General features: G+C 36.3%; 24 protein-coding genes and 1 tRNA gene. 20 read left to right on the top strand and 5 right to left on the bottom strand.

The annotated features are described in order from the left end of the window. Position 1: 1 nt before the first annotated feature. A complete protein-coding gene (locus tag ACTF48_RS00740) occupies positions 2 to 856 on the bottom strand; it encodes an MBL fold metallo-hydrolase (protein WP_438961220.1) in 855 nt (284 codons plus the stop codon). 228 nt (positions 857 to 1,084) lie between these two features. Here ACTF48_RS00740 and ACTF48_RS00735 point away from each other — a divergent pair, with 228 nt between their 5' ends. Next, on the top strand, positions 1,085 to 3,022 hold the full coding sequence (locus ACTF48_RS00735; protein ID WP_438961219.1) for a cation:proton antiporter: 1,938 nt from the start codon (positions 1,085 to 1,087) through the stop codon (positions 3,020 to 3,022). A 269-nt stretch (positions 3,023 to 3,291) separates the two neighbouring features. Here ACTF48_RS00735 and lepA read toward each other — a convergent pair whose 3' ends face one another. Next, on the bottom strand, positions 3,292 to 5,091 hold the full coding sequence (gene lepA, locus ACTF48_RS00730) for a translation elongation factor 4 (RefSeq protein WP_438961218.1): 1,800 nt from the start codon (positions 5,089 to 5,091) through the stop codon (positions 3,292 to 3,294). Positions 5,092 to 5,580: 489 nt separating this feature from the next. On the opposite strand from lepA, the gene dusB reads away from it, so the two are divergent. Further along, positions 5,581 to 6,573: a tRNA dihydrouridine synthase DusB gene (dusB, locus tag ACTF48_RS00725; protein WP_438961217.1), complete on the top strand. Its 993-nt coding sequence runs from the start codon at positions 5,581 to 5,583 to the stop codon at positions 6,571 to 6,573. Here dusB and ACTF48_RS00720 read toward each other — a convergent pair. Together ACTF48_RS00720 and rbfA are read right to left on the bottom strand one after the other, a co-directional pair. Further along, complete coding sequence (locus ACTF48_RS00720) at positions 6,558 to 7,775, bottom strand: ABC transporter permease (RefSeq protein WP_438961216.1); 1,218 nt, start codon at positions 7,773 to 7,775, stop codon at positions 6,558 to 6,560. The two genes, dusB and ACTF48_RS00720, sit on opposite strands and share 16 nt — an antisense overlap. Next, positions 7,775 to 8,170 carry a 30S ribosome-binding factor RbfA gene (gene rbfA, locus ACTF48_RS00715; RefSeq protein ID WP_438961215.1) on the bottom strand — a complete coding sequence of 132 codons (396 nt, stop codon included), beginning with the start codon at positions 8,168 to 8,170 and terminating at the stop codon, positions 7,775 to 7,777. The genes ACTF48_RS00720 and rbfA overlap by 1 nt, the downstream gene beginning before the upstream one ends. Positions 8,171 to 8,226: 56 nt before the next feature. Between rbfA and mce the strand changes: the two genes are divergently transcribed. From mce to ACTF48_RS00700, 3 genes are all read left to right on the top strand, one after another. Next, complete coding sequence (gene mce / locus ACTF48_RS00710) at positions 8,227 to 8,634, top strand: methylmalonyl-CoA epimerase (protein WP_438961214.1); 408 nt, start codon at positions 8,227 to 8,229, stop codon at positions 8,632 to 8,634. Between the two features lie 70 nt (positions 8,635 to 8,704). After that, positions 8,705 to 8,778, top strand: a tRNA-Ile gene (locus ACTF48_RS00705). Between the two features lie 353 nt (positions 8,779 to 9,131). Then, positions 9,132 to 9,308, top strand: a complete 177-nt coding sequence (locus tag ACTF48_RS00700; RefSeq protein ID WP_438961213.1) for a hypothetical protein — start codon at positions 9,132 to 9,134, stop codon at positions 9,306 to 9,308. Here ACTF48_RS00700 and ACTF48_RS00695 read toward each other — a convergent pair. Next, positions 9,303 to 9,887 (bottom strand): riboflavin synthase, encoded by a 585-nt coding sequence (locus tag ACTF48_RS00695; protein WP_438961212.1) that lies wholly within the window; start codon positions 9,885 to 9,887, stop codon positions 9,303 to 9,305. The two genes, ACTF48_RS00700 and ACTF48_RS00695, sit on opposite strands and share 6 nt — an antisense overlap. Positions 9,888 to 9,947: 60 nt before the next feature. Here ACTF48_RS00695 and pdxA point away from each other — a divergent pair, with 60 nt between their 5' ends. The 15 genes from pdxA to ACTF48_RS00620 all read left to right on the top strand — a co-directional run bounded on the left by pdxA (position 9,948) and on the right by ACTF48_RS00620 (position 24,324). Continuing rightward, complete coding sequence (pdxA, locus tag ACTF48_RS00690) at positions 9,948 to 10,997, top strand: 4-hydroxythreonine-4-phosphate dehydrogenase PdxA (RefSeq protein WP_438961211.1); 1,050 nt, start codon at positions 9,948 to 9,950, stop codon at positions 10,995 to 10,997. A 62-nt stretch (positions 10,998 to 11,059) separates the two neighbouring features. After that, entirely contained in the window at positions 11,060 to 11,605 is a 546-nt protein-coding gene (locus ACTF48_RS00685) for a YceD family protein (RefSeq protein WP_438961210.1), read from the top strand. Between the two features lie 2 nt (positions 11,606 to 11,607). Beyond that, complete coding sequence (rpmF, locus tag ACTF48_RS00680) at positions 11,608 to 11,805, top strand: 50S ribosomal protein L32 (RefSeq protein ID WP_036583364.1); 198 nt, start codon at positions 11,608 to 11,610, stop codon at positions 11,803 to 11,805. 152 nt (positions 11,806 to 11,957) lie between these two features. Then, positions 11,958 to 12,956: a beta-ketoacyl-ACP synthase III gene (locus ACTF48_RS00675; RefSeq protein ID WP_438961209.1), complete on the top strand. Its 999-nt coding sequence runs from the start codon at positions 11,958 to 11,960 to the stop codon at positions 12,954 to 12,956. A 17-nt stretch (positions 12,957 to 12,973) separates the two neighbouring features. Further along, positions 12,974 to 13,471: an acetyl-CoA carboxylase biotin carboxyl carrier protein gene (gene accB / locus ACTF48_RS00670; protein ID WP_438961208.1), complete on the top strand. Its 498-nt coding sequence runs from the start codon at positions 12,974 to 12,976 to the stop codon at positions 13,469 to 13,471. 82 nt (positions 13,472 to 13,553) lie between these two features. Then, positions 13,554 to 14,900 carry an acetyl-CoA carboxylase biotin carboxylase subunit gene (gene accC / locus ACTF48_RS00665; protein ID WP_438961207.1) on the top strand — a complete coding sequence of 449 codons (1,347 nt, stop codon included), beginning with the start codon at positions 13,554 to 13,556 and terminating at the stop codon, positions 14,898 to 14,900. Between the two features lie 231 nt (positions 14,901 to 15,131). Continuing rightward, positions 15,132 to 15,512: a ribonuclease P protein component gene (gene rnpA, locus ACTF48_RS00660; RefSeq protein WP_438961206.1), complete on the top strand. Its 381-nt coding sequence runs from the start codon at positions 15,132 to 15,134 to the stop codon at positions 15,510 to 15,512. A 111-nt stretch (positions 15,513 to 15,623) separates the two neighbouring features. Beyond that, a complete protein-coding gene (locus tag ACTF48_RS00655; RefSeq protein ID WP_438961205.1) occupies positions 15,624 to 17,267 on the top strand; it encodes a S41 family peptidase in 1,644 nt (547 codons plus the stop codon). Between the two features lie 3 nt (positions 17,268 to 17,270). Further along, on the top strand, positions 17,271 to 18,326 hold the full coding sequence (locus ACTF48_RS00650) for an OmpA family protein (RefSeq protein ID WP_438961204.1): 1,056 nt from the start codon (positions 17,271 to 17,273) through the stop codon (positions 18,324 to 18,326). A 206-nt stretch (positions 18,327 to 18,532) separates the two neighbouring features. Beyond that, a complete protein-coding gene (locus ACTF48_RS00645) occupies positions 18,533 to 18,865 on the top strand; it encodes an ArsR/SmtB family transcription factor (protein ID WP_438961203.1) in 333 nt (110 codons plus the stop codon). Between the two features lie 2 nt (positions 18,866 to 18,867). Continuing rightward, positions 18,868 to 19,329, top strand: a complete 462-nt coding sequence (locus tag ACTF48_RS00640) for a DUF6428 family protein (protein ID WP_438961202.1) — start codon at positions 18,868 to 18,870, stop codon at positions 19,327 to 19,329. A gap of 10 nt (positions 19,330 to 19,339) precedes the next feature. Then, on the top strand, positions 19,340 to 19,954 hold the full coding sequence (locus ACTF48_RS00635) for a protein-tyrosine-phosphatase (RefSeq protein WP_438961201.1): 615 nt from the start codon (positions 19,340 to 19,342) through the stop codon (positions 19,952 to 19,954). Further along, positions 19,951 to 20,976: an ACR3 family arsenite efflux transporter gene (gene arsB, locus ACTF48_RS00630; RefSeq protein ID WP_438961200.1), complete on the top strand. Its 1,026-nt coding sequence runs from the start codon at positions 19,951 to 19,953 to the stop codon at positions 20,974 to 20,976. Before ACTF48_RS00635 ends, arsB begins: the two co-directional genes overlap by 4 nt. Positions 20,977 to 21,161: 185 nt before the next feature. Next, complete coding sequence (locus ACTF48_RS00625) at positions 21,162 to 22,118, top strand: L-threonylcarbamoyladenylate synthase (protein WP_438961199.1); 957 nt, start codon at positions 21,162 to 21,164, stop codon at positions 22,116 to 22,118. A gap of 1 nt (position 22,119) precedes the next feature. Then, positions 22,120 to 24,324, top strand: a complete 2,205-nt coding sequence (locus tag ACTF48_RS00620; protein WP_438961198.1) for a TonB-dependent receptor — start codon at positions 22,120 to 22,122, stop codon at positions 24,322 to 24,324. The last annotated feature ends 138 nt before the right edge of the window (positions 24,325 to 24,462 follow it).

Genomic DNA, 24,462 nt, shown 5'->3' with positions numbered 1-24,462 from the left:
TTTAATTAAATAAGTCGTTAAATTTAAGGGATTTATCGAGACGCACACCTTTTTCTGTGTGTTTCACGGTGATTATTTCATTATTTGGGTCGTGTTCTAGGATGAGGTAATAACCTTTAGTGGCTGCTAGATCTAAAAATTTTGCTTTTTCATCCAGTGTTAAAAGTGGTCTGGTATCATATCCCATAACATAAGGAATAGGAATATGTCCAGCGGTAGGTAACAGATCTGCCATGTAAACAAATGTTTTGTCTCCTATGGTGATATGTGGAATCATCATTTTTTCTGTGTGCCCATCTACAAAAAGAATGTCAAAATCCATCTCGTTTTTAGTTTCAAAAGAGCTGGACTGATTTATAAAGTTCAACTGGCCACTTTCTTCTATAGGCTTTATATTTTCAGTAAGGAAAGAAGCTTTTTCTCTGGCATTAGGTTCTACGGCCCATTTCCAGTGATTAGAATTAGTCCAGAATTTTGCTTTTGCAAAAGCAGGTTCATAAATATCCTTCTTACTTTTTTCAATCACGCCACCGCAATGATCAAAGTGTAAGTGCGTTAAAAACACATCAGTAATATCATCACGTGAGAAGCCAGCTTTTTTAAGTGAGCTGTCTAGATTGTGTACATGATCCATAAAATAATAGCCAAAGAACTTCTCTGACTGCTTATTCCCCATTCCTGTATCTATTAAGGTCAATCGATCACCGTTTTCAACCAGTAAACAACGAGCCGCCATATCGATCATGTTATTAGAGTCGGCTGGATTAGTGCGTTGCCAGAGTGACTTAGGAACGACACCAAACATGGCGCCACCATCTAACTTAAAATTTCCAGCTTCTATAGGATGTATTTTCATAAATCAAATCTGTTCAATAAGTAGTGCAATTTAAAATAATGTTATTTGTTTTTTCTAGAAATTGAGTTAAACCGTTTAAGGCATTTACTTGAAATGTTGATAATGAGTGGTTTTAAAAGGTTTTTTTAAATTTTACTACTTAAATTCTTGCTTAAATACGCTTTCGCGAAAGCGTAAACTAGGACATCATTTAATAAAAGGTTGTAATTTTCATCCAAAATTGAAAAAATGCTAGAACTAGCCGGAATTATAATTTTAGGAATACTTGCACAATGGGTAGCGTGGAAATTTAAAATACCTGCAATTTTACCGTTAATTTTAATCGGACTTTTAGTAGGACCGATTGCCGCAGAGTTTCTAAGTGAAGATGGAACAAAATGGATAGAACCTATATGGAATGGTGAGAAAGGTCTGTTTCCTGGAGAAGGGCTGTATTACTTTGTCTCACTAGCGATTAGTATCATACTTTTTGAAGGTGGATTAACCTTGAAACGTGCCGAAATTAAAAATGTAGGGCCTGTTATCACTAAATTAATAACAATAGGGTCTGCGGTTACGTTTTTCGGTGCTGGAATCGTAGCTCATTTTACGTTTGAGTTGAGCTGGGAACTTTCTTTTCTTTTTGCTGGATTAATCATAGTTACTGGACCTACCGTGATTACTCCTATTTTAAGAAATATACCGTTGAAGAAAGACGTCTCTGCGGTTTTAAAATGGGAAGGGATCTTAATAGATCCTATTGGGGCACTGGTAGCTGTATTAGTTTTTGAATTTATAAGTGTAGGTGGAGAAGGTGGTTTTACTAAAACTGCTTTAATGGAGTTTGGTAAAATTATACTTTTTGGGACTACGTTTGGGTTCACATTTGCTCATGCGCTGGCTTTTGCTATTAATCGCAAATTAATTCCTCACTATTTGTTAAACGTGGTCTCTCTTTCCACAGTGTTACTTGTTTTTGTGGAGTCTGAACTATTTGCACACGAGTCTGGATTACTGGCTGTGGTTGTGATGGGAATGGTCCTAGGTAATGGGAAACTTAAAAACTTAAAAGAGTTGCTTTATTTTAAAGAATCGCTGAGCGTACTTTTAATTTCTATTCTTTTTATTCTTCTTGCTGCAAATATAAATATGGATGATTTATTACTGCTTTATAACTGGCAAACGGCGATTCTTTTTGCGATTGTAGTTTTTGTAATAAGACCACTTGCGGTATTTATCAGTACTAGTGGATCAAAATTAAAACTCAATGAAAAACTATTCATTTCTTGGGTAGGGCCACGTGGTATAGTAGCGGCTGGTATTGCTTCTCTTTTTGGTTCTAAACTGGTGTATTTATATGAGCAAAAAATTGAAGAGCATCAATTACTAGAGGTTTCTACCAGTGAATTACAGAACTATCTATTAACCCTTGAGCATTATCAAAACATGCTAGAAGGATCAAAACTTATAACGCCTTTAGTATTTATGATTGTACTAGGAACGGTTCTTTTTAATGCTACTACAGCACGTTTATTTGCAAAAATAGTAGGAGTGTTCTTGAAACAGTCAGACGGTATTATGATCGTAGGAGCTTCTAAGTTCTCAAGACTTATAGCTGGTTATCTCAAAAAGCATGGCCGCAGTGTTGTACTTGTAGACACGAATTCAAACAATATTAAAATAGCTAAAGAAAAAGGACTTGATGCCGTAAGTGCCGATATTTATAGTGATGAAATAACTGACGACATAGAGTTTAATAATATAGGTTTTTTAATGGCTCTTACAGGTAATTCACAAATAAACGATTATGCTTTGGAACGTTTTGGAGATCGTTTTGGTGAACATGGAGCTTATCGATTAGTCCATTCGAGAGAAATAAAAAATCCTAACCAGAATCCACCTAAAGGTCTTTTCTCTTCTACAGACGATTATGTAAACATGATGGAAGTAGCAAGATATTATGGAGAGATACACGAGATAGGTATTAAGTCTCAAGAACATTATGAAGAGCTGATTGAAATTACTAAGACTGATGAAAATATTATTCCTCTATTTATAAGGAAAAAAGGTGAAATAGATATTATTCCATCTACTTCTCTAGAAGTGAATGTAGAAGAACACAGCCAGCTGGCTTACCTAGGTAAAAAGATCACAGAGCGCTTAAGTGGCGAGGTGGTGATGGACTAGGTGAGTGAAAGGGTTAGAGTTTAAATATGTAAAAGTGGTTTATGTATGGATGGAAGTTTTTAAATAGATCATACCAATTCATCATTTAAATACCGTATTTATAACCAAAAATAACAATTAAACAGTCCAATATTTCTGTTTAAACTCCAGATTGCTTCGTTAAAAATAATTCAATTTATGAACCTTAGCAGCGACTCAAACGACATGCGAATAAACTTAAGAAGTTATTCCAAAAAAAAAGAGGTCTTTAGTAAAGACCTCTTTTTTATTTAATCATTTAGCTTTAAAACTGCCATAAATGCCTGTTGAGGAATCTCTACGTTTCCTACCTGGCGCATGCGCTTTTTACCTTTCTTTTGTTTTTCAAGAAGTTTACGTTTACGAGAGATATCACCACCATAACATTTTGCTGTCACGTCTTTACGTAAGGCTTTAATAGTTTCTCGAGCGATTATTTTTGCACCTATCGCCGCTTGTACTGGGATATCAAACTGCTGTCTAGGGATCAACTCACGTAATTTTTCCACCATCTTTTTACCTATGGTGTAAGCGTTATCAAAGTGAATTAAAGCACTTAACGCATCTACCGTTTGAGCATTAAGAAGTACATCTAAACGTACTAATTTTGAAACTCGCATTCCTATAGGTGCGTAGTCAAATGATGCATAACCTTTAGAAACGGTTTTTAATCTATCGTAGAAATCAAAAACGATCTCTGCCAGTGGCATATCAAAGGTTAACTCTACGCGCTCAGTAGTTAAATAGGTTTGATTAGTAACGATACCTCGTTTCTCTATACATAGCGACATTACATTACCTACAAATTCAGATTTTGTGATAATAGTTGCTTTAATATAAGGTTCTTCAACACGATTAAGCGTGGAAGGTTCTGGTAAATCACTAGGGTTATTTACAATAATGCGCTCGTCTGGCTCCTTATTTGTATAAGCATAATATGAAACGTTAGGAACGGTAGTAATCACAGTCATGTCAAACTCGCGCTCGAGACGTTCCTGAATAATTTCTAAGTGCAACATTCCTAAGAATCCACAACGGAATCCAAAACCAAGTGCCGCACTACTTTCTGCCTGAAAAACTAGAGATGCGTCGTTCAACTGGAGCTTTTCCATACTAGCACGTAGATCTTCATAGTCTTCAGTATCTACTGGATAAATACCAGCAAATACCATAGGTTTTACGTCCTCAAATCCACCTATTGGGTTGGTCGTAGGGTTTGCGTAATCTGTTATGGTATCACCTACTTTAACCTCTTTAGCCTCCTTAATACCTGTGATAAGGTAACCTACATCACCTGCTTTTATTTCTTTTTTAGGAACCTGGTTCAGTTTAAGAGTTCCTATCTCATCTGCATAATAACTTTCACCAGTAGCGACAAATTTGATATGCTGCCCTTTTTTAATGGAACCATTAATGACTCTAAATATAGTCTCCACACCCCGGAACTGGTTATAATGTGAGTCAAAAACAAGTGCTTGTAATGGCTCATCTACATTACCTTTAGGAGCAGGAACGCGTTCTACAATAGCATCTAGTATTTCTTGAATTCCTAGACCCGTTTTTGCACTAGCAGGAATTACTTCACTAGGGTCACAACCTAGAAGATCCACGATATCATCTGTTACTTCTTCTGGGTTTGCGCTAGGTAAATCTACTTTATTCAAAACAGGAATGATTTCTAAATCATTTTCTAAGGCTAGGTATAAATTAGAAATAGTCTGTGCTTGTATACTTTGTGCTGCATCTACGATGAGAAGTGCTCCTTCACAAGCAGCAATAGAACGAGAAACCTCATAAGAGAAATCTACGTGACCAGGAGTATCTATTAAGTTTAAAATATATTGCTCACCATCTGGAGCAGTGTAATCCATTTGAATCGCATGAGACTTTATAGTGATTCCACGCTCGCGCTCCAGATCCATATTATCTAGTAACTGAGCTTGAGATTCACGTTTAGTAACCGTGTGTGTAGCGTCTAACAGCCTGTCTGCCAGCGTGCTTTTTCCATGGTCTATGTGTGCGATGATACAAAAATTACGTATGTTCTTCATAGTTTTTTAATACTGCTGCAAATATAATCTAATTCCTTTCCCAATTTTTGAGAGAGCTTTCCTAAATTGATAAGACACTTACTATCATTAAGTAGGCCAGCACCCGTTATTCTTACAGCATACTTGTATATTAGGGTATTCCCAGTTTTCTTTACTATGGGGTTATTTTTTTGCTGTAAGAGTCACTATCAAACCTTCTGATATAGCAACATTGTTTTATATAAGAGATTGCATAATCAAAAAGCCATAATAACAAGGTAATATTATGGTATCCATTTGAATGTATACCTTAATAAATCGTTTGTTTTTTACATAAACTTATTAATGAAGTTACTATGGTAATACAATAAACTTTAACCTCAACTCAGTAAAAAATAATTCAATTTGTTATGGCGACATTACAAACATAAAATAGCATAAATAAGGAAAAGACTTTTAATATTTTGCGGTTCTACATTTTGAAAATATAATATACCTTATTTTTGTCCCATGCCTAAAATAGGAGATATACAATTACCTGATTTCCCACTACTACTCGCACCCATGGAAGATGTGAGTGATCCACCATTCCGAGCACTGTGCAAAGAAAATGGTGCCGATGTAGTTTATACTGAATTCATTTCTAGTGAAGGGCTCATACGTGATGCAGCAAAAAGCACCATGAAACTTGATATTTATGAGGCTGAGCGCCCTGTGGGAATACAAATATTTGGGGCAAACTTAGATTCCATGCTACAATCTGTAGAAATCGTGGAACGCACTAAACCTGATATTATAGATATCAACTTTGGTTGTCCCGTAAAAAAAGTTGTTTCTCGTGGTGCTGGTGCTGGAATATTGAAAGATATAGACCTCATGGTGTCCCTTACCGAAGCAATGGTTAAACACACAAACTTGCCTATTACAGTAAAAACCAGACTGGGCTGGGATGATGATTCTATAAAAATAGTAGAAGTAGCAGAGCGCTTACAAGATGTAGGAATTAAAGCGATTTCTATACACGGCCGTACACGTGCTCAAATGTATAAAGGTAACGCAGACTGGAAACCTATTGCAGCGGTTAAAAATAATCCACGCATGCACATTCCTGTTTTCGGTAATGGAGATGTAAACACACCAGAACGCGCTCTAGAAATGCGTGATGAATATGGACTAGATGGTGCGATGATAGGTCGTGCCAGTATAGGATACCCATGGTTTTTTAGAGAAGTGAAACACTTTTTTGAAACAGGTAAACACATGGCAAAACCCACCATGCAAGAACGTGTAGAAGTAGCGAGACGCCATTTAGAAATGTCTATCGCCTGGAAAGGAGAAACACTAGGTGTTTTTGAAACCAGACGCCATTATACTAACTATTTCAAAGGTATTCCTAACTTTAAAGAATACCGCATGAAAATGGTAACTAGTGATGAAGCGCAAGGAGTTTTTGACGCCTTTGATGAAGTGCTCGATAAATTTGGTGATTATAACTTTGCCTGAGAAAGCAAATCCTCATTAATACGTCTAGAGGCAACGTAACTCGCCAGTGTCCCTAAAGCTCCTATAGTTCCTACAGCTAGAAATACATTCTTAATATCCATAGCAAAAGGATAAGCTAGTCCTTCTTGTATATAAATAAGTTTAAATTCTATTTGAGCATATACAAATACAACTCCTATAAACAGACCTATAAATCCACCAGCTGTAGTCATTAAACTTCCTTGAATAAAGAAAATTTTACGTAGCGATGGTAAACTAGCGCCTAAATCTTTTAAAGTTTTAAGGTTTTGCTTCTTATCTAATATCATCATCATAATAGAACCTACAACATTAAATAGAGCAATGATGAGCACTAATGTAAAAATCAGGTAGACCGCTAGATTCTCTGAATTCAGCATTTTATAAAGGCCATCATTCATTTGAAGTCTATTTTTAATAACCACAGGAACATCAAAAAGGGATTGTATTTCTTCTCGTAACCGATCCTCATCAGCACCTGCGTTAAGTTTAATCTCTACACTGCTGGCCATATCTACACTATAATCAAGTAGCTTGCGTGCAGCGGTAATAGTGGTAAAAATATATTTACTATCTAGGTTTTCATTAACACTAAAAATACCTGTGGCCACGACATCTAGCTGGCTAAAGGAATCGTGATAATTCATAGTGTTTATGGCATTTTTCCCAGGTTTAGGAACCATAATCTGTAAAAACCTTCCATAATTATCTACTTGTAAGGACATTTCATCAGATATGGCTGCACCTGCAACTACCTGCATGTCACTATTTCCTAACCAGCTTCCATATAATAATATAGTATCTGTTTTTATGACCTGTTCATAGCTAGGTTCCACACCTTTGATATAAGCGATATCGTTTTTACCATCGTAATGTAAAAAGGCTTTTTCTTCTATAGTAGCGCTTATGACCTCTATGCCTGAGAGGTTTTCTAGATCACGCTTTCGCGAAAGCGGAATCTCTAATACTTTACCGTTTAAAGGAGTTACTTTAAGATCAGGATCAAAATAACTGCTAAACTCTGTACTGAAGTCCTTTAATCCTGAAAAACCAGATAATACTATAAATAGGGCTGCTGTTCCTACTACGGTAATAATAAAACTAAGAATATTAATGATGTTAATGGCGTTTTTACCATTTTTAGAAACTAGATACCGCTTTGCGATGTAAAACGAAAAATTCACTACGATTTTTTTCTACGTGGTAGGATATCTGGATTTTCAATAGGGTTATTAAACCCTTTTAATTCTCGATCAATTTGATCCATATATTCCAAAGAATCATCATTAAAGAATTGCAACTCTGGCATGCGGCGCAATTGATGGCGCACTTTTGCAGCAACTTGATGTCTTAATTGAGGACCTACCTCTACTATTTCTTTTACCACAGCCACAGCTTTATCTGCTGGAAAAACAGATAGGTAAGCTTTAGCATAACCTAAATCTGGTGTAACCGTAACCTTAGTGACTGATATCAATAAATTTTTAACGGTATTCTTTCTTAAATAATCCTGTATAACAGATGAGATATCCTCTTGAAGGATACCGCTTATTTTTTTCTGTCTATTACTTTCTTCCATAGTACAAAGGTAAGCAAATGGATTTGTGATATTTTTGAAAATTAAATTAAAGAATTATGTTAGGTAAGATTGAGCATCTAGGAATCGCAGTAAAAGATTTAGAAAAGGCAAATGAGACTTATGAAAAACTATTAGGTAGAAAACCTTATAAAAATGAAGAAGTAGCAAGCGAGCACGTTATAACCTCTTTTTTTAAAAGTGGAGAAAATAAAATAGAACTACTAGCGGCCACTCATAAGGATAGTGCTATCGCAAAATATATAGAAAAGCGAGGTGAAGGAATCCATCATGTAGCTTTTCAAGTAGATAATATTAAAGAAGAACTCAATAGATTAGAAAAAGAAGGTTTTTCTATTCTGAATAAAGAACCTAAAAAAGGTGCTGATAATAAGCTGGTTGCCTTTATTCATCCTAAAACTACTAATGGTGTTCTGGTAGAGTTATGTCAGGAAATTGAAGAATAGTTTGTACAAGCGGAATTATAGTTTAAATTTGCACACTTTTTAAGACTTCTTTTTCTTAGAAATAGACGTCGGGCCTATAACTCAGTTGGTTAGAGTATCTGACTCATAATCAGAAAGTCCCTGGTTCGAGCCCAGGTGGGCCCACAAAAGCTTCAGTTAACGCTGGAGCTTTTTTTATTTAGTGTTTTTTAAAACTATTTAGCTTTACCAGATTTCCGAGAAGTATTTGCTGTTTTTGACACGGTAAGCTTCATTTATGAATGTCACTTTTTTATGGGGTTCTTGTAAAAGTTATGAATCGGCTTTTAAAGCCAGTATAAGAAATACGTTTTTGCGAGTTGCATTTATTAGTTGTTAACCAGGCATCAACAACAAAACAGTTGAAAAAGCTGTTTTTATCGATGTAAAGCAATGTGATGAGAATTCACTACAACTTTACTTTACTTTTTTGTAACAATTCATTTAAAGTTCTACCTTTGCAGCCGCTATTTTAAACTATGATTAACATTCTTTCACTTTCCCTAACAGTGTTAGTAGCTCAAACTCCGCCTCCGCCTCCGCCGCCTCCAGTAGGTGATGTCGTGCCGTTAGATAGTGATTTATGGATATTACTAGCTACTGCCTTGATTATAGGAGCGATAGTAGTTTACAAGAGGTTTAAAACATCTTTATAGCCTCATTAATCTTTTTACATATTTACCTATAACATCAAATTCTAGGTTTATTTGATCTCCCTTTTGCATGGTTTTAAACCCAGTATGCTCATAAGTATATGGTATAATCGCTACTGAAAACCTATTTTCTTTTGAGTTTACAACCGTAAGACTCACGCCATTAACACAAATACTTCCTTTTTCAATAGTCACGTTTTGTAAAGTGGTATCATATTCAAAAGTGAATACCCATGAACCATCCTTATTAATGACATCTATACAGGTGGCTGTTTGATCTACATGTCCTTGTACAATATGCCCATCTAGACGAGCATTCATCATCATAGCACGTTCTATGTTTACGATATCATTAATTTTAAGTTGACCTATATTTGTTTTTTGCAAGGTCTCCTCTATTGCTGTAACCACATATTCACTTCCCTCAATAGCAACCACGGTTAAGCACACTCCATTATGTGCTACACTTTGATCTATTTTAAGCTCATTAGTAATACTACTCTCCAGAGTTATGTGAAGATTTGTATTCTCTTTTTTGAGTTCAATAACTCTTGCGGCAGACTCTATAATTCCTGTAAACATAAGTGACGAAAAACCTTTACTTTTATATTTTCAAAAATACGGCTAAAAACATAGCACCGCATGAACAAAAAGCAAAACATTAAAGTAGGAATATCATTAGGTGACCCTAACGGTATAGGAGGAGAGATTATATTAAAAGCGTTTGAAGATAACCAGATGCTGGAGCTTTACACACCTGTCATTTTTGCAAGCACTAAACTCTTATCTTATTATATAAAAACCTTTAATCTCAATATTAAAATACATGGAATCAATTCTTTAGATGATATTGTTGACGGTAAAATAAATGTAGTTAGATTAATTAAAGAACCTTTTATAGTAAACTGGGGAACTGTAGATGCTGAGGCTGGAGAACTTGCTATAAAAAGTTTGAAGGCCGCAACCGCTGCGTTAAAAGAAAACCAAATAGACGTTCTAGTTACAGCACCTATTCATAAGGAATCCATACAGTCAGAAGATTTTAAATTCCCAGGACATACAGATTACTTGAATCAAGAACTAGAAGGCGAGAGCCTAATGTTTATGGTTTCTGAAGATATTAGGGTAGGTTTACTTACTGACCATGTTCCTATTAAAGAAGTTGCAAATCAAATTACTGAAAAATTAATTAAAACTAAAATAGGTACGATTAAAGAATCTTTGAAAAAAGACTTTGGTATTATAAAGCCTAAAATAGCTGTTTTAGGAATCAATCCCCATGTGGGAGATAATGGCGTTATAGGTACAGAAGATCAAGAAAAACTTATTCCAGCACTAGAAGAATTAAGAAAAGATGGCACTTTAATTTTTGGTCCTTATCCAGCAGACAGCTTTTTTGGAAATAAAAAACACTTACAATTTGACGCCATACTTGCCTCATATCATGATCAAGGTCTTGTACCATTTAAAACCATAGCTTTTGGGGCTGGCGTTAATTATACCGCAGGATTAAGTCATGTACGCACTAGTCCAGATCACGGTACAGGCTTTGACATAGCTGGTAAAGGAGAGGCAAGTCCATCTTCATTTATAGCAGCTATACATACGGCTTGTGCAGTTTTTAAACATAGAAACATGTTTGAAGAGTTAACCGTAAACCCATTAAAAAATCTTTCTAAAAAACGTAGATAATATTAACAATGTATTTTTAATAACTTTTATTATCTTTGCCCGCTCGTTTAACGAGGAAGATTATGGAACTCAAAGCTTATAACATATCCTTTGTAGGATTAAAGCAAGGGAAACACAAGTTTCAATATGAGGTCGATAATGCGTTTTTTGAAAATTATGGTTTTGAGGATTTCAATAGTTCTCAATTAAAAGTAGAAGCCACGCTAGATAAAAAGTCCACAATCATGGAATTGCAACTAGAAGCTTCAGGTTCTGTAAACGTTAACTGTGACCTTACTAATGAACCTTTTGATTTACCTATTGAAACTAAAATGGATATCATTATTAAATTTGGTCAAGAATTTAATAATGATAACGAAGAATTGCTCATACTACCGCATGGATCTTATGAATTTAACATAGGTCAGTTCATGTATGAGATGATCGTTTTAAGTATTCCATTAAAAAGGGTTCACCCAGGTGTAGAAGACGGATCATTAGATTCTGAAATACTTGAAAAACTAGAAGAACTCAGTCCTAAGAACCTAGATATAATAAAAGATAATAAAGAAAGTACCGATCCCAGATGGGACGCATTAAAAAAATTAAAAACGGATAATAATAAATAGCCATGGCGCATCCTAAGAGAAAAATCTCCAAAACAAGAAGAGATAAAAGAAGAACTCACTACAAAGCTAGTGTCCCACAAATTGCTACAGATAGCACAACTGGTGAAGCACACCTTTACCACAGAGCTCACTGGCATGAAGGTAAATTATATTACCGTGGTAATGTATTAATAGATAAAACCGAAGAAGTAGAAGCTTAATTCACTGAATTATCAAATCAGTAGAAAACAAAGTTTTTCTTCGCAGAAATAAATAAAAATGACACGTTTTAATTAAAAGCGTGTCATTTTTATTTATTTCTGCGAGTTTTTCAGTAGCTTTCACAACTCTAATAATTACAAGAATCACCTGTATGAGTAACATCAAAGCGGCGATTACTGCAGTAGGCGGCTACGTGCCAGACTATAAGCTTACTAACGCTATCCTAGCAACCATGGTTGACACTAACGATGAGTGGATTTCCACTCGTACTGGTATCAAAGAACGTAGGTTATTAAAGGATAAAGATAAAGGAACCTCTTACCTAGCTATTGAGGCAGCAAAAGACCTAATCGCAAAAAAGGACTTAGACCCACAAACTATAGATTTAGTCATAGTAGGAACTGTTACACCAGATATGCCTGTAGCATCTACCGCAGCATATGTAGCCAGTGAAATAGGAGCTATTAACGCCTTTTCTTATGACTTACAGGCAGCATGCTCTAGCTTTTTATATGGAATGAGCACCGCGAGTAGCTATATAGAATCTGGAAGATATAAAAAAGTACTTCTCATAGGTGCTGATAAGATGTCTAGTATCATAGATTATAAAGACCGCACTACCTGTATCATCTTTGGAGATGGTGCCGGCGCAGCTCTATTTGAACCTACTACAGATCCTGAAGTAGGCTATGAAGATGAAATACTACGATCAGACGGTATAGGTAGAAACTTCTTAAAAGTAGAAGCTGGTGGCTCATTATTACCACCATCACGTGAAACGGTAGATAATAACCAGCACTACGTTTTTCAAGACGGTAAAAACGTTTTCAAATATGCTGTTTCTAATATGGCAGATGTGGCTGAAAAAATTGTTAAACGTAACAACTTAACAAATGAAGATGTGGACTGGCTAGTACCACATCAAGCAAATAAACGCATTATAGATGCAACAGCGCGCAGGGTAGATTTACCAGAAGAAAAAGTAATGATGAATATAGATCGTTATGGAAACACTACCAGCGCAACATTACCACTATTATTAAATGAATACGAATCTCAATTAAAAAAGGGTGACAAGTTAGTCTTTGCAGCATTTGGCGGCGGATTTACTTGGGGCTCCATATTATTAACATGGGCTTATAATAGCTAATCATAACCACCTAAATTATGGATATAAAAGAAATTCAAAACTTAATTAAGTTTGTAGCAAAATCTGGAGCTAGCGAGGTAAAGCTAGAAATGGATGACGTAAAAATCACTATTAGAACTGGATCAGATTCTAATGAAGTAACTTATGTACAACAGGCTATGCCTATGCAAGCAGCACCAGCACCGCAAGTTGCAGCTGCTCCTGCACCAGCCGCAGTCGCACCAGCACCAGCAGAGGCTGCTGCACCAGCACCAGCTGTAGAAGATAACAGTAAATACGTAACTGTAAAATCACCTATAATAGGTACATTCTATAGAAAACCAGCTCCAGATAAACCATTATTCTGTGAGGTAGGAGACAGCATTAAAGAAGGTGACACACTTTGTATTATTGAAGCTATGAAATTGTTCAACGAGATTGAAAGTGAAGTTTCTGGTACTATTGTAAAAGTATTAGTGGACGACTCTTCTCCAGTTGAATTTGATCAACCATTATTTTTAGTAGATCCTTCTTAATAATTAATAAGAGGGATTTTTTGTGGACACGCTTTCGCGAAAGCGGAATTACCACAACCATAACTAACTAAAAAAACATATCATGTTTAAAAAAATATTGATAGCAAATCGCGGTGAAATCGCTCTGAGAGTGATTAGAACCTGTAAAGAAATGGGAATCAAGACTGTAGCCGTTTACTCTACAGCTGATGCTGATAGCCTACACGTAAAATTTGCTGATGAGGCAGTTTGTATAGGGCCAGCACCTAGTAACCTGTCTTACTTAAAAGTCTCAAACATCATTAGCGCCGCAGAAATAACAAATGCTGATGCTATTCATCCAGGATATGGATTCCTTTCTGAAAATGCAGATTTTTCTCGTATTTGTGGTGAGCACGACATTAAATTTATAGGGGCAAGTCCAGAAATGATTGCTAAAATGGGAGATAAGGCTACAGCCAAAGAAACCATGAAAGCTGCTGGTGTACCTTGTGTTCCAGGATCTGACGGAATTATAGCAGATTTTGATCAGTGTAAAAATATCGCAAAGGAAACTGGATATCCTGTAATGCTTAAAGCTACTGCCGGTGGTGGTGGTAAAGGTATGCGCGCCGTTTGGAAAGAAGAAGATTTACTAGCGGCATGGGAAAGTGCCCGTCAAGAAAGTAAAGCAGCCTTTGGAAATGATGACATGTACATGGAAAAACTCATCGAAGAGCCACGTCACATAGAAATCCAGATTGTAGGTGATTCATATGGAAAAGCATGTCACTTAAGTGAACGTGATTGCTCTGTACAGCGCCGTCACCAAAAGCTTACTGAAGAGGTTCCTTCTCCTTTCATGACTAAGAAATTACGTAAGGACATGGGTGAGGCTGCCGTAAAAGCCGCTGAATATATCAAGTATGAAGGCGCAGGAACGGTAGAGTTTTTAGTAGATAAACACCGTAATTTCTACTTTATGGAAATGAATACTCGTATCCAGGTAGAGCACCCTATTACTGAACAAGTAATTGATTTTGACCTTATTAGAGAGCAAATTCTTGTAGCTGCTGGTGTGAAAATATCAGGTAAAAACTATGAGCCTACACTACATTCTATTGAATGTCGTATTAATGCAGAGGATCCTTATCACGATTTCCGCCCGTCACCAGGTAAAATCACGGTACTACATGCGCCAGGTGGTCATGGAGTGCGCTTAGATACTCATGTATATGCAGGATACTCGATACCGCCTAACTATGACTCTATGATTGCTAAATTAATTACTACTGCGCGCACAAGGCAGGAAGCCATTGATAAAATGAAACGCGCTCTAGATGAATTTGTGATTGAAGGAATTAAAACTACCATACCTTTCCATAGAGAATTAATGGATGATCCAGATTATGTTGCTGGTAATTACACTACAGCCTTCATGAATGATTTTGAAATGAAGCCTTTAAAATAAAAAGGACCATAAACCACTTAAAAATCCCTTATTACTCATTGTAATAAGGGATTTTTTAACAGATACCTATTTGTGTCTAGTTGAAGCTAAAAACTCATTGCATAGCCGTAGCTACGGAAATAATTTTAAGACTTTATAAATTCCATTTGGTATGAAGATAGCTAAACATTAGTAATTAAAACTACCAACTTAATAATTTAAGTACTCGCATACTAATCCTATCTTTGCTACATGCGGTTTACGTTAGGAAAGGATACAAAGCTTAAAAGCAAAAAAGCTATAGAGCAATTATTTACCGATGGGAAATCCATCCGTAAAGGGCCTGTGCGTTGTGTTTTTAACCTAGTAGAAGGCGACACAGCTCATAAAATAGGTGTCAGTGTTTCTAAACGTTTTTTTAAAAAAGCTCCAGACCGCAATCGTATAAAAAGACTTTTACGGGAAGCTTATAGACTCAACCAGCACCATTTAATAATAGATAAAGAAGGGAAACATCTAGAAATAATGTTTCTTTTTCAATCTCCTAAAATGCCTGAATACGCATTTGTAGAAAACCAGGTAAAAAAGCTCATTTCAGACCTTAATAAACACTATCAAAAATCTTTAGATTAAAGGCTTTTGAATGGTAATTCACCATGAATAGGTACTGATTTAATAAGAAATAGTCCTATTTATCGTTTTTATCATATATTTAATCATAACTTGTAGTAACAGAAATCACAAATGAAAGGAGCTATCCATATTAAAAGGCAAATTTTACTTCCTATTCTAGGCGCCACTATTTTCTTCACTACCGCCAGCTTTCAAAACGACTTTTTTGAAATCGCTAAGCAAATTGAGATTTTTACAGAGATGTATAAACAGCTCAATATGAATTATGTAGATGAGACTAACCCGGCAGACTTGATGGACAAGGCTATAGACGGTATGCTATCTGAATTAGATCCTTACACTAAATACTGGACCGAGCAAGAAGTAGAAAAGTCTAGGATTAATAGACGTGGAGCATACACAGGAATAGGCGCAGTGGTAAGTAGCCGTGGAGATAAAGTTATCATTATAGAACCATGGAAAGATTACCCAGCAGATAAGGCTGGCCTTAAGGCTGGTGATGAAATCATAGAAATAGACGGTATTAATATAGCCGATTATGAAGAAAACGCTGGCGAGTTATTGAGCGGTAGTGCCGGTTCAAACCTAAACGTAGTTTATAAGAGACAAGGGAAAGAAAATACCGCAACCATTACTCGTATGGCTGTTAAAGTAAATGCAGTGCCATTCTATGCAATGGCAACTCCAGAAATAGGATACATAGTGCTTTCTAAATTTAATGAAAAAGCATCAAGAGAAACTAAAGCAGCGATTGTGGCACTTAAAGAAAAAGGTGCTCAAAAAATTATCTTAGACCTAAGAGGAAACCCTGGTGGGCTTTTAAGAGAAGCCGTTGCTGTGTCCAATCTTTTTATAGAAAAAGGGAAGCTAATTACCAGCACAAAATCAGTAGTTGAGCAGTATAATAAAACCTACTTAACTAAAAGACCTGCCTACGATCCTGATATACCTGTGGCGGTCCTAATTAACGGTCGCAGTGCGAGTGCAAGCGAAATTGTAAGTGGTAGTATTCAAGACTATGATCGTGGAGTGGTTATAGGAGCACGTAGTTTTGGTAAAGGACTTGTACAAAGACCTAAACCACTATCTTATGGAACTCAAGTAAAGATTACCATTTCTAGATATTACACACCTAGCGGTCGTTGCATACAGGCCCTTGATTACTGGAATAGGGATGAAGCTGGAAATGCTGTAAGAACTAAAAAAGAAGATTATAAGGCTTTTAAAACCGTTAATAGCGGTCGTACCGTTTATGATGGCGGCGGCGTGCAGCCAGATATAGAACTAGCAAGCGCAGCGTTTTCTCCTATCACCACGGCGCTACTTAAAGAAAATGCAATTTTTGATTATGCTACAGAGTATTACTATAATCATCAAGTAACAGATATGGATGGTTTTAGATTTACAGATAGTGATTTTAACGACTTTGTAAGTTGGATTGAAAAAAAAGGATTTGATTTTAATACTAAAACTGAAGTTGCCTTTAAAGAAGCTTTTAAAACAGCCGAAAAAGAAGATCTTGACGATGATATAAAAGCTAGTTTTAAAGCCATGCAAGAGGATATTAATAAAGCTAAGAAGAAGGATGTTCTTGATAAAAAAGTAGAAATTACTAGCTTATTAACAGACGAAATCGTGAAGAGGTATTTCTATCGTGATGGTTTATATCATTACCAGCTTAAATATAATCCAGAAATTCTAGAAGCAATTCATATTTTAGAAGACACTAAGAAATACAATAGAATCCTTAAATAAATCATGAAACAACTGCTATACATAAGTGCTTTTTTACTCACTATTTGCTCAAGCGCGCAAATTACCGTCACACACTCTGTATACTTTGATTTAGATCAAGATAAATTCTCTTTTAGTGAAGGAAAACAATTGAATTCATTCTTTGATGACCTTATTTATAAACCTATTTTAACAGTAAAAATTTTAGGTTACTGCGATGATAGAGGTAGCATAGATTACAACCTCGATTTATCAAACAGACGTGTAGAAACAGTTGCAGAGTGGTTAGGAAAACACGATATAGAATTAGAAAATATTTCAAAAAAAATAGAAGGATTAGGTGAAGTAGCGCTAGAGCAAGAATTAGACGAAAAAGAAACCGAAGAAATAAGGGCCCAAAACAGACGAGTTGATATAGAATTTACTCTAAGTTCAGAAAAAGTAAATCGCATAGCAATTAAAAAACTACGCAAAAAAGATCTTACTGAAAAAGAAGCAGTAGAAATATCCCATTACGAAAAGAAAGTAATCGCAGCCATTCAAGGAAAACCAAAGAGCAAAGAAATCATCGCTACCACTACAACCATTGAAGAAAAAAAAGAAACTCTTGAAGAAGAAGATGAATTCTTAGACATTCCTACTCAACTGGATCCACCTATAGATAATACTCAAGAACCTTTTAAATCTTTACTCAGTAAAAAACTAAAAAAAGGACAAGTAATTAGGTTAGAAAATATACTTTTCTATAAAGGTAGATCAACCGTTTTAGAAGAATCACAATCACTACTTGACCGTGTAGCAGAAATTCTAGTAGCCCGCAAGGATATTCATTTTGAAATACATGGTCACGTTTGTTGTATCAATCCAGCATATCCTGATGCTTATAATCGAGATACTAAAAAATCAAACCTCTCACACGATAGAGCTAAGTCAATTTATAAAATCCTACGTAGTCGCGGTGTGAAATATACACGCATGAGATTTAAAGGATACGGTAGAACAAGACCTCTAGGTGGTCACGATAAACTAGACCGTAGAGTAGAGCTATATATTACTAAAATAGATCCTCCTAAGAATTAATACTCCGTTGAATGTATAAGACCTTGATAAGCCGTTTCTTTTTTACTTAAAATAAGTCCCGTAGTATAAGGCTATGTATAGATTTTTTAACTTGAACTAAGTAAAAAAATAATTCCATTTATTTGATTGAGACTACAAGTACAAAAATGAAATAACATCCAAAGTTCTTTTTTTAAAAAACAATTCATCGTAATATTGCGATGAACATGGGAACTACTAAAACAGATATCTATACCGACCAGCAAAACCTTATGGCTCAAATGGCCAAAGCGCTAGGTCATCCAGCACGCATAGCAATTATTCAGTATCTACTGGAACAAGACTCCTGTTTTTGTGGAGACCTAGTACTAGAAATAGGACTGGCACAACCTACCATCTCACAGCACTTAAAAGCACTTAAAACCGCCGGCTTAATTAAAGGTAATGTAGAAGGTACAAGTGTTTGTTATTGTATAGATTTTGAAAAATGGGACCTTATGAAAAACCTGCTTTCTCCTTTATTAAATCGCACAACAACCCAATTAAAAAATTGCTGTTAATTATGAAACTATCAGAATTTAAAAGTCAGTTAGCGCAGCTAGAAACTATAGCTTTTCAATTACCAGATGGCACTTTAGTTCCGTCACATTTTCACGTTACAGAGGTAGGAAAAGTGGTTAAGCACTTTATAGATTGTGGTGGTACAGAGCGTTTAGAAACCGTAGTGAATTTTCAACTTTGGGAAGCAACCGACTATGATCACCGCTTGCATCCAGAAAAATTACTAAAAATCATTGAGCTTTCTCAACATAAATTAGGGCTACCTGATGTTGAAATTGAGGTAGAATATCAATCGGCTACCATAGGAAAATATGGTATCGATTTTAACGGCACACATTTCTTATTAACCTCAAAGATGACCGACTGTCTTGCCAAGGATAATTGTGGTATTCCACAAGAAAAACCACAAGTGAAATTATCTCAAATTAAAAATTCATGCGTTCCAGGTTCTGGTTGCTGTTAGAATAATACTTATGTTTTCAATTATTAAAAACCTTATAGATCATCTAGATGTTGAAGGTATTCCGCTTTCGCGAAAGCGAGATCTCAACAACCTCACAGATTATATCAATCACAGTCTTGCAACCTATAAAAAAGCGCAACTCAATTTTATTTGTACGCACAATTCCAGGCGTAGTCATTTATGCCAAATCTGGGCGCAAACCATGGCAAATTATTATAAACTCCCAAATGTGACGAGTTTTTCTGGAGGAACTGAGACTACTGCCTTATTCCCTAAAATAGCCCAAACCATAGAAAAACAAGGGTTTCAAGTCGCAATTATAGACCAGAGTGAAAACCCATTATATGCGATCCAGTTTGATGAAGAAAGTGATCCTATTTTATGTTTTTCAAAGGTTTATGACCATTATGAAAACCCAAAAGAAAATTTTGCGGCCATAATGACTTGTGATCACGCCTCTGAGAATTGCCCTGTAGTTCTAGGTGCAGACCAGCGTATCGCGATTACATATAAAGATCCTAAATCTAGTGATGGAACACCTGAGCAAGAACAGGTTTATCTAGAACGCAGCATTCAAATTGCTACAGAAATGAAATACGTGTTTTCACAGATAACAACCGCATGAAAAAATTAAGCTTCTTAAACCAGTATTTAACGTTGTGGATATTCCTAGCCATGGCTATAGGTGTAGGATTAGGGTATTTCATTCCAGAAATCGCTGTACAAATCAATGAATTAAATAGTGGAACCACTAATATTCCCATAGCCATAGGACTGATTTTAATGATGTATCCACCACTGGCCAAAGCTGATTATAAACTACTACCTGTAGTTTTTAAAAACACAAAAATCTTAAGTATATCGCTATTGCTTAACTGGATTATAGGGCCGGTTCTCATGTTTGTACTAGCGTTATTGTTTCTACAAGATCATCCAGAATATATGGTTGGTTTAATTCTAATAGGCCTAGCACGTTGTATTGCTATGGTACTGGTCTGGAATGACCTGGCCGATGGTTCTCCAGAATATGGCGCAGGATTAGTAGCGCTGAACAGCATTTTTCAAGTATTTGCTTATTCGTTTTACGCTTGGTTATTTATTACGGTGCTTCCGCCCTATTTTGGTTTTGAAGGCGCAATTGTAGATATATCCATTACTATCATTGCGCAAAGTGTTGCTATTTATTTAGGAATTCCATTTTTACTAGGAATTTTAAGTCGCTATATTCTCGTAAAAACCAAAGGCAAAGAATGGTATGAACAGGTTTTTATTCCTGCCATTTCTCCCATGACCTTGATCGCTTTGTTACTGACGATCGTGCTGATGTTTTCGCTAAAAGGAGAACTGATTGTAGCCATTCCCTTTGATGTACTATTAATCGCTGTTCCATTGTTGATCTACTTTATCGTCATGTTTCTAATAGGATTTTTTATCAGTAAATATCGCGGTGCAACCTACAGCGAGAATGCGGCAATCGCTTTTACGGCCGCTGGTAATAATTTTGAACTTGCTATCGCCGTTGCGATAGCGGTTTTTGGACTGAATTCTGGACAAGCGTTTACTGGAGTTATTGGTCCTTTAGTGGAAGTTCCAGTATTAATTTTATTGGTACGCGTGAGTTTTTGGTTGAAGAAGAAGTATTATTAGCTCTATTCATAGGTGCGAACTTAAGTCCGCACCTATGAATAAATTGCGTGTTTAAAAATTAATGATTAATTAAATGCAGAGAATAAGTCTTCTATTCACCGCAAATTTGCGGTGAATAGTTCATATCTATTGCTTTTTAATTGAGTAAGGCGATATTTGCACCACAAAACAGATGCAATGATCCAATGACCCAAATCTCAAAAAACATCTCAAAAGCAGTCGCGCTTCTTAATGAAGAGCAGAATGTTGCTATTCCTACAGAGACTGTTTATGGGCTGGCAGGAAATATCTATAGTGAAAAAGCGATTCATGGGATTTTTGAAATGAAAAAACGCCCGTTAGTGAATCCGCTGATTGTGCATATTCATGATATAGCACACGTAGCTGATTTAACAACAACCTTTCCAGAAAAGGCACAACAACTAGCAGCGGCGTTTTGGCCAGGTTCATTAACCTTAGTGTTACCTAAAAGTGATCAAGTTCCTAACCTAATCACCGCAGGAAAAGATACGGTAGGAATACGCATTCCTAATCATTCGTTGACAATAGAATTGTTACGCCAACTAGATTTTCCTATTGCGGCGCCTAGTGCAAATCCATTCACTAAAATCAGTCCTACCACTGCACAACACGTAGCTGATTATTTTAAAAACGAACTCCATTTAGTACTAGATGGTGGCGCCTGTAAAAACGGTATAGAATCCACGATTGTAGGTTTTGAAGATGAAAAACCTGTGGTATATCGCTTAGGCTCAATTTCTATGGAGGCGATCGAAAAAGTGATAGGTACGGTTACCTTAAAAAACAAAAAAGAAACCGCACCACAAGCACCTGGAATGATGGCACGTCATTATGCACCACGTACTCAACTTATTCTTGTGGATGATATTCACAATGCTATTGCACAGCATCCTGATAAGAATATTGGCTTGTTACTTCATGAAGAATTGGAAACTATTCCTGAGGTAAAACACATTACATATTTATCTAAAAACACCAACTTTAAAGAAGCTGCATCACGACTCTATGATGCCATGCATTCCCTAGATCAACTAGACTTAAACCTCATCATTGCACAACGTTTCCCAGACCATGATTTGGGCACATCGATCAATGACCGTTTGACTAGAGCAACACAATAATATGAAACACTTAGACTTACTTTTAATCGTATTTGTGGTTGTGAATTCCGCTTTCGCGAAAGCGCAATCAACCTCAACCTCTCAAGACATTACCATCACCATCGTTTCTGAAAAAAATCAGGAATTATTACTAGGTGCAACCGCATATATCAAAGCGCTCGAACTAGGCGCCATGGCAGATGTGAACGGAAAAGCGGTCTTAAAAAATGTACCTACTGGAACGCACCAAGTGTCGATTAGCTTTTTAGGATATGCTAGTGAGACGCTAGAAATCACCGTTCCTGGTGCATCAACATATACCATAGCCTTAAAACAAGATAGCAGTAAACTCAAAGAAATCGTGATCCAGTCCACACGATCCACACGTAGTTTTAAACGCATGCCTACACGCATCGAATTTATAGGTGGCGAGGAACTCGTAGAGAAAAACGCAATGAACAGTACTAATATTTCTATGGTATTGCGAGAAAGTACGGGAATTCAAATGCAACAAACCTCACAAAGTAGTGCTAACCAAAGCATACGTATTCAAGGTCTGGATGGTCGTTATACACAGCTGTTGAAAGATGGTTTTCCGCTTTATGGTGGTTTTTCTGGTGGACTAAGTATCATGCAAATTCCGCCACTGGATATCAAGCAATTTGAGATCATAAAAGGAAGCTCGTCCACGCTTTATGGTGGTGGCGCTATTGCTGGACTGGTGAATATGCAAACTAAAACACCTGAAGAAGAAAAAGAACTGGACCTCATGCTGGTAGGAACACAAGCGCTAGGAACTACTTTTAATACGTTTTACAGCGGTCGTGGTGAAAAATGGGGAACGACACTATTTGCTAATGCAAATTTCCAGCAAGCCTATGATCCAGATGGTGATGAGTTTTCTAACCTACCAGAAACCACATCAGTAACCGTTAATCCTAGAGTATTTTATTATCCTAGTGAAAAAGCGACGCTTTGGCTAGGTCTTAATGCAACTTATGATGATCGTACTGGTGGTTTTCTAGATGTTATAGATGGCAGCCGCACTGGTTATACAGAAACAAATGAGTCTAGTAGGTTGAACTCGCAATTCAGCTATGACCAGCAACTCACGAGTAATTCTAGCTTACAGGTAAAGAATAGTTTATCCTATTTTAATAGAGATTTAATCTTACCTAATAGCATCTTTTCTGGAGAACAAACCAACTCTTTTACTGAGGTGAATTATAAAACTCAACGAGAGAAAACAGACTGGATTCTAGGAGCTAATTTATATACATCTAGCTTTAATGAAACCTCTGAATTCAATAGAAATCAGGATGATACTACGGTAGGTGTTTTTGCAAATAATATTTATGATATCTCAGATCGCTGGATTCTAGAAACCGGATTGCGTACAGATGTTACCGCAGATTGGGGAACTTTTGTGCTACCTAGAGTATCCTTATTATTCAATGGTTCTGGTGGATTTACCAGCCGTTTAGGTGGTGGATTAGGTTATAAAATCCCAGATCTTTTTACTGAAGAAGCAGAGTTTGTCCGTTTTCAAAACGTTCTAGCTATCGATAAAGATCGCTTAAGTGCCGAAACTTCTTACGGTATGAATCTAGATTTTAATTACGTGACTAGATTAAGTGATGACGTAAAGTTCTCTATCAACCAGCTGTTTTATTTAACGGCGATTGAGAACGGATTGCTGTTGCAAGAAAGTCCACTAGGAAATAGTTCATTAGAATATTTTAATGCTCCAGATATTACTTTGAGTCGTGGAGCTGAGACGAATATGAAATTCTCTTATAAGGATTTTAAATTATTTCTCAACTATGCCTTTATTGATACTCGATTGAACTTTCTAGAGGGAAATCCGCAGAAACCTTTAACAGCACGTCACAATGCTGGTGCGGTATTGATGTATGAGACAGAAGACTGGCGCATAGGTTATGAATCATATTACACTGGTGAGCAACTGCTTTTTAACGGTACAGAAACGACAGATTTTATTACCATGGGATTACTAGTGATGAAAAACTTTGAATGGGGACATTTGTATGCTAATTTTGAGAACTTTACAGACCGCAGACAGAGCCGCTTCTCTCCTACTCTAGCCGTTTATAACGGCGTTCCCACTTTTAATGAAATCTATGCACCTACTGATGGGTTTATCTTGAGTTTAGGAGTGATATGGAAACCTTTTGGTAATCACGAGGAACATCATGATGATGATTAATCCTGCTGCTTAGGATAATAGATCGCTGTGCTGATGGAGTATGGAATTTATACCAACTAGGGTTACAAAAAATCTTTTAAAAGACACCAACCTCACAGGTTTTGCTCAAAGAATGACAGTTGTGATAACATCTAAGAA

This window comes from Nonlabens sp. (genome assembly GCF_965660805.1).
Lineage (GTDB): Bacteria > Bacteroidota > Bacteroidia > Flavobacteriales > Flavobacteriaceae > Nonlabens.
This window is presented reverse-complemented; position numbering and strand designations above follow the sequence as displayed.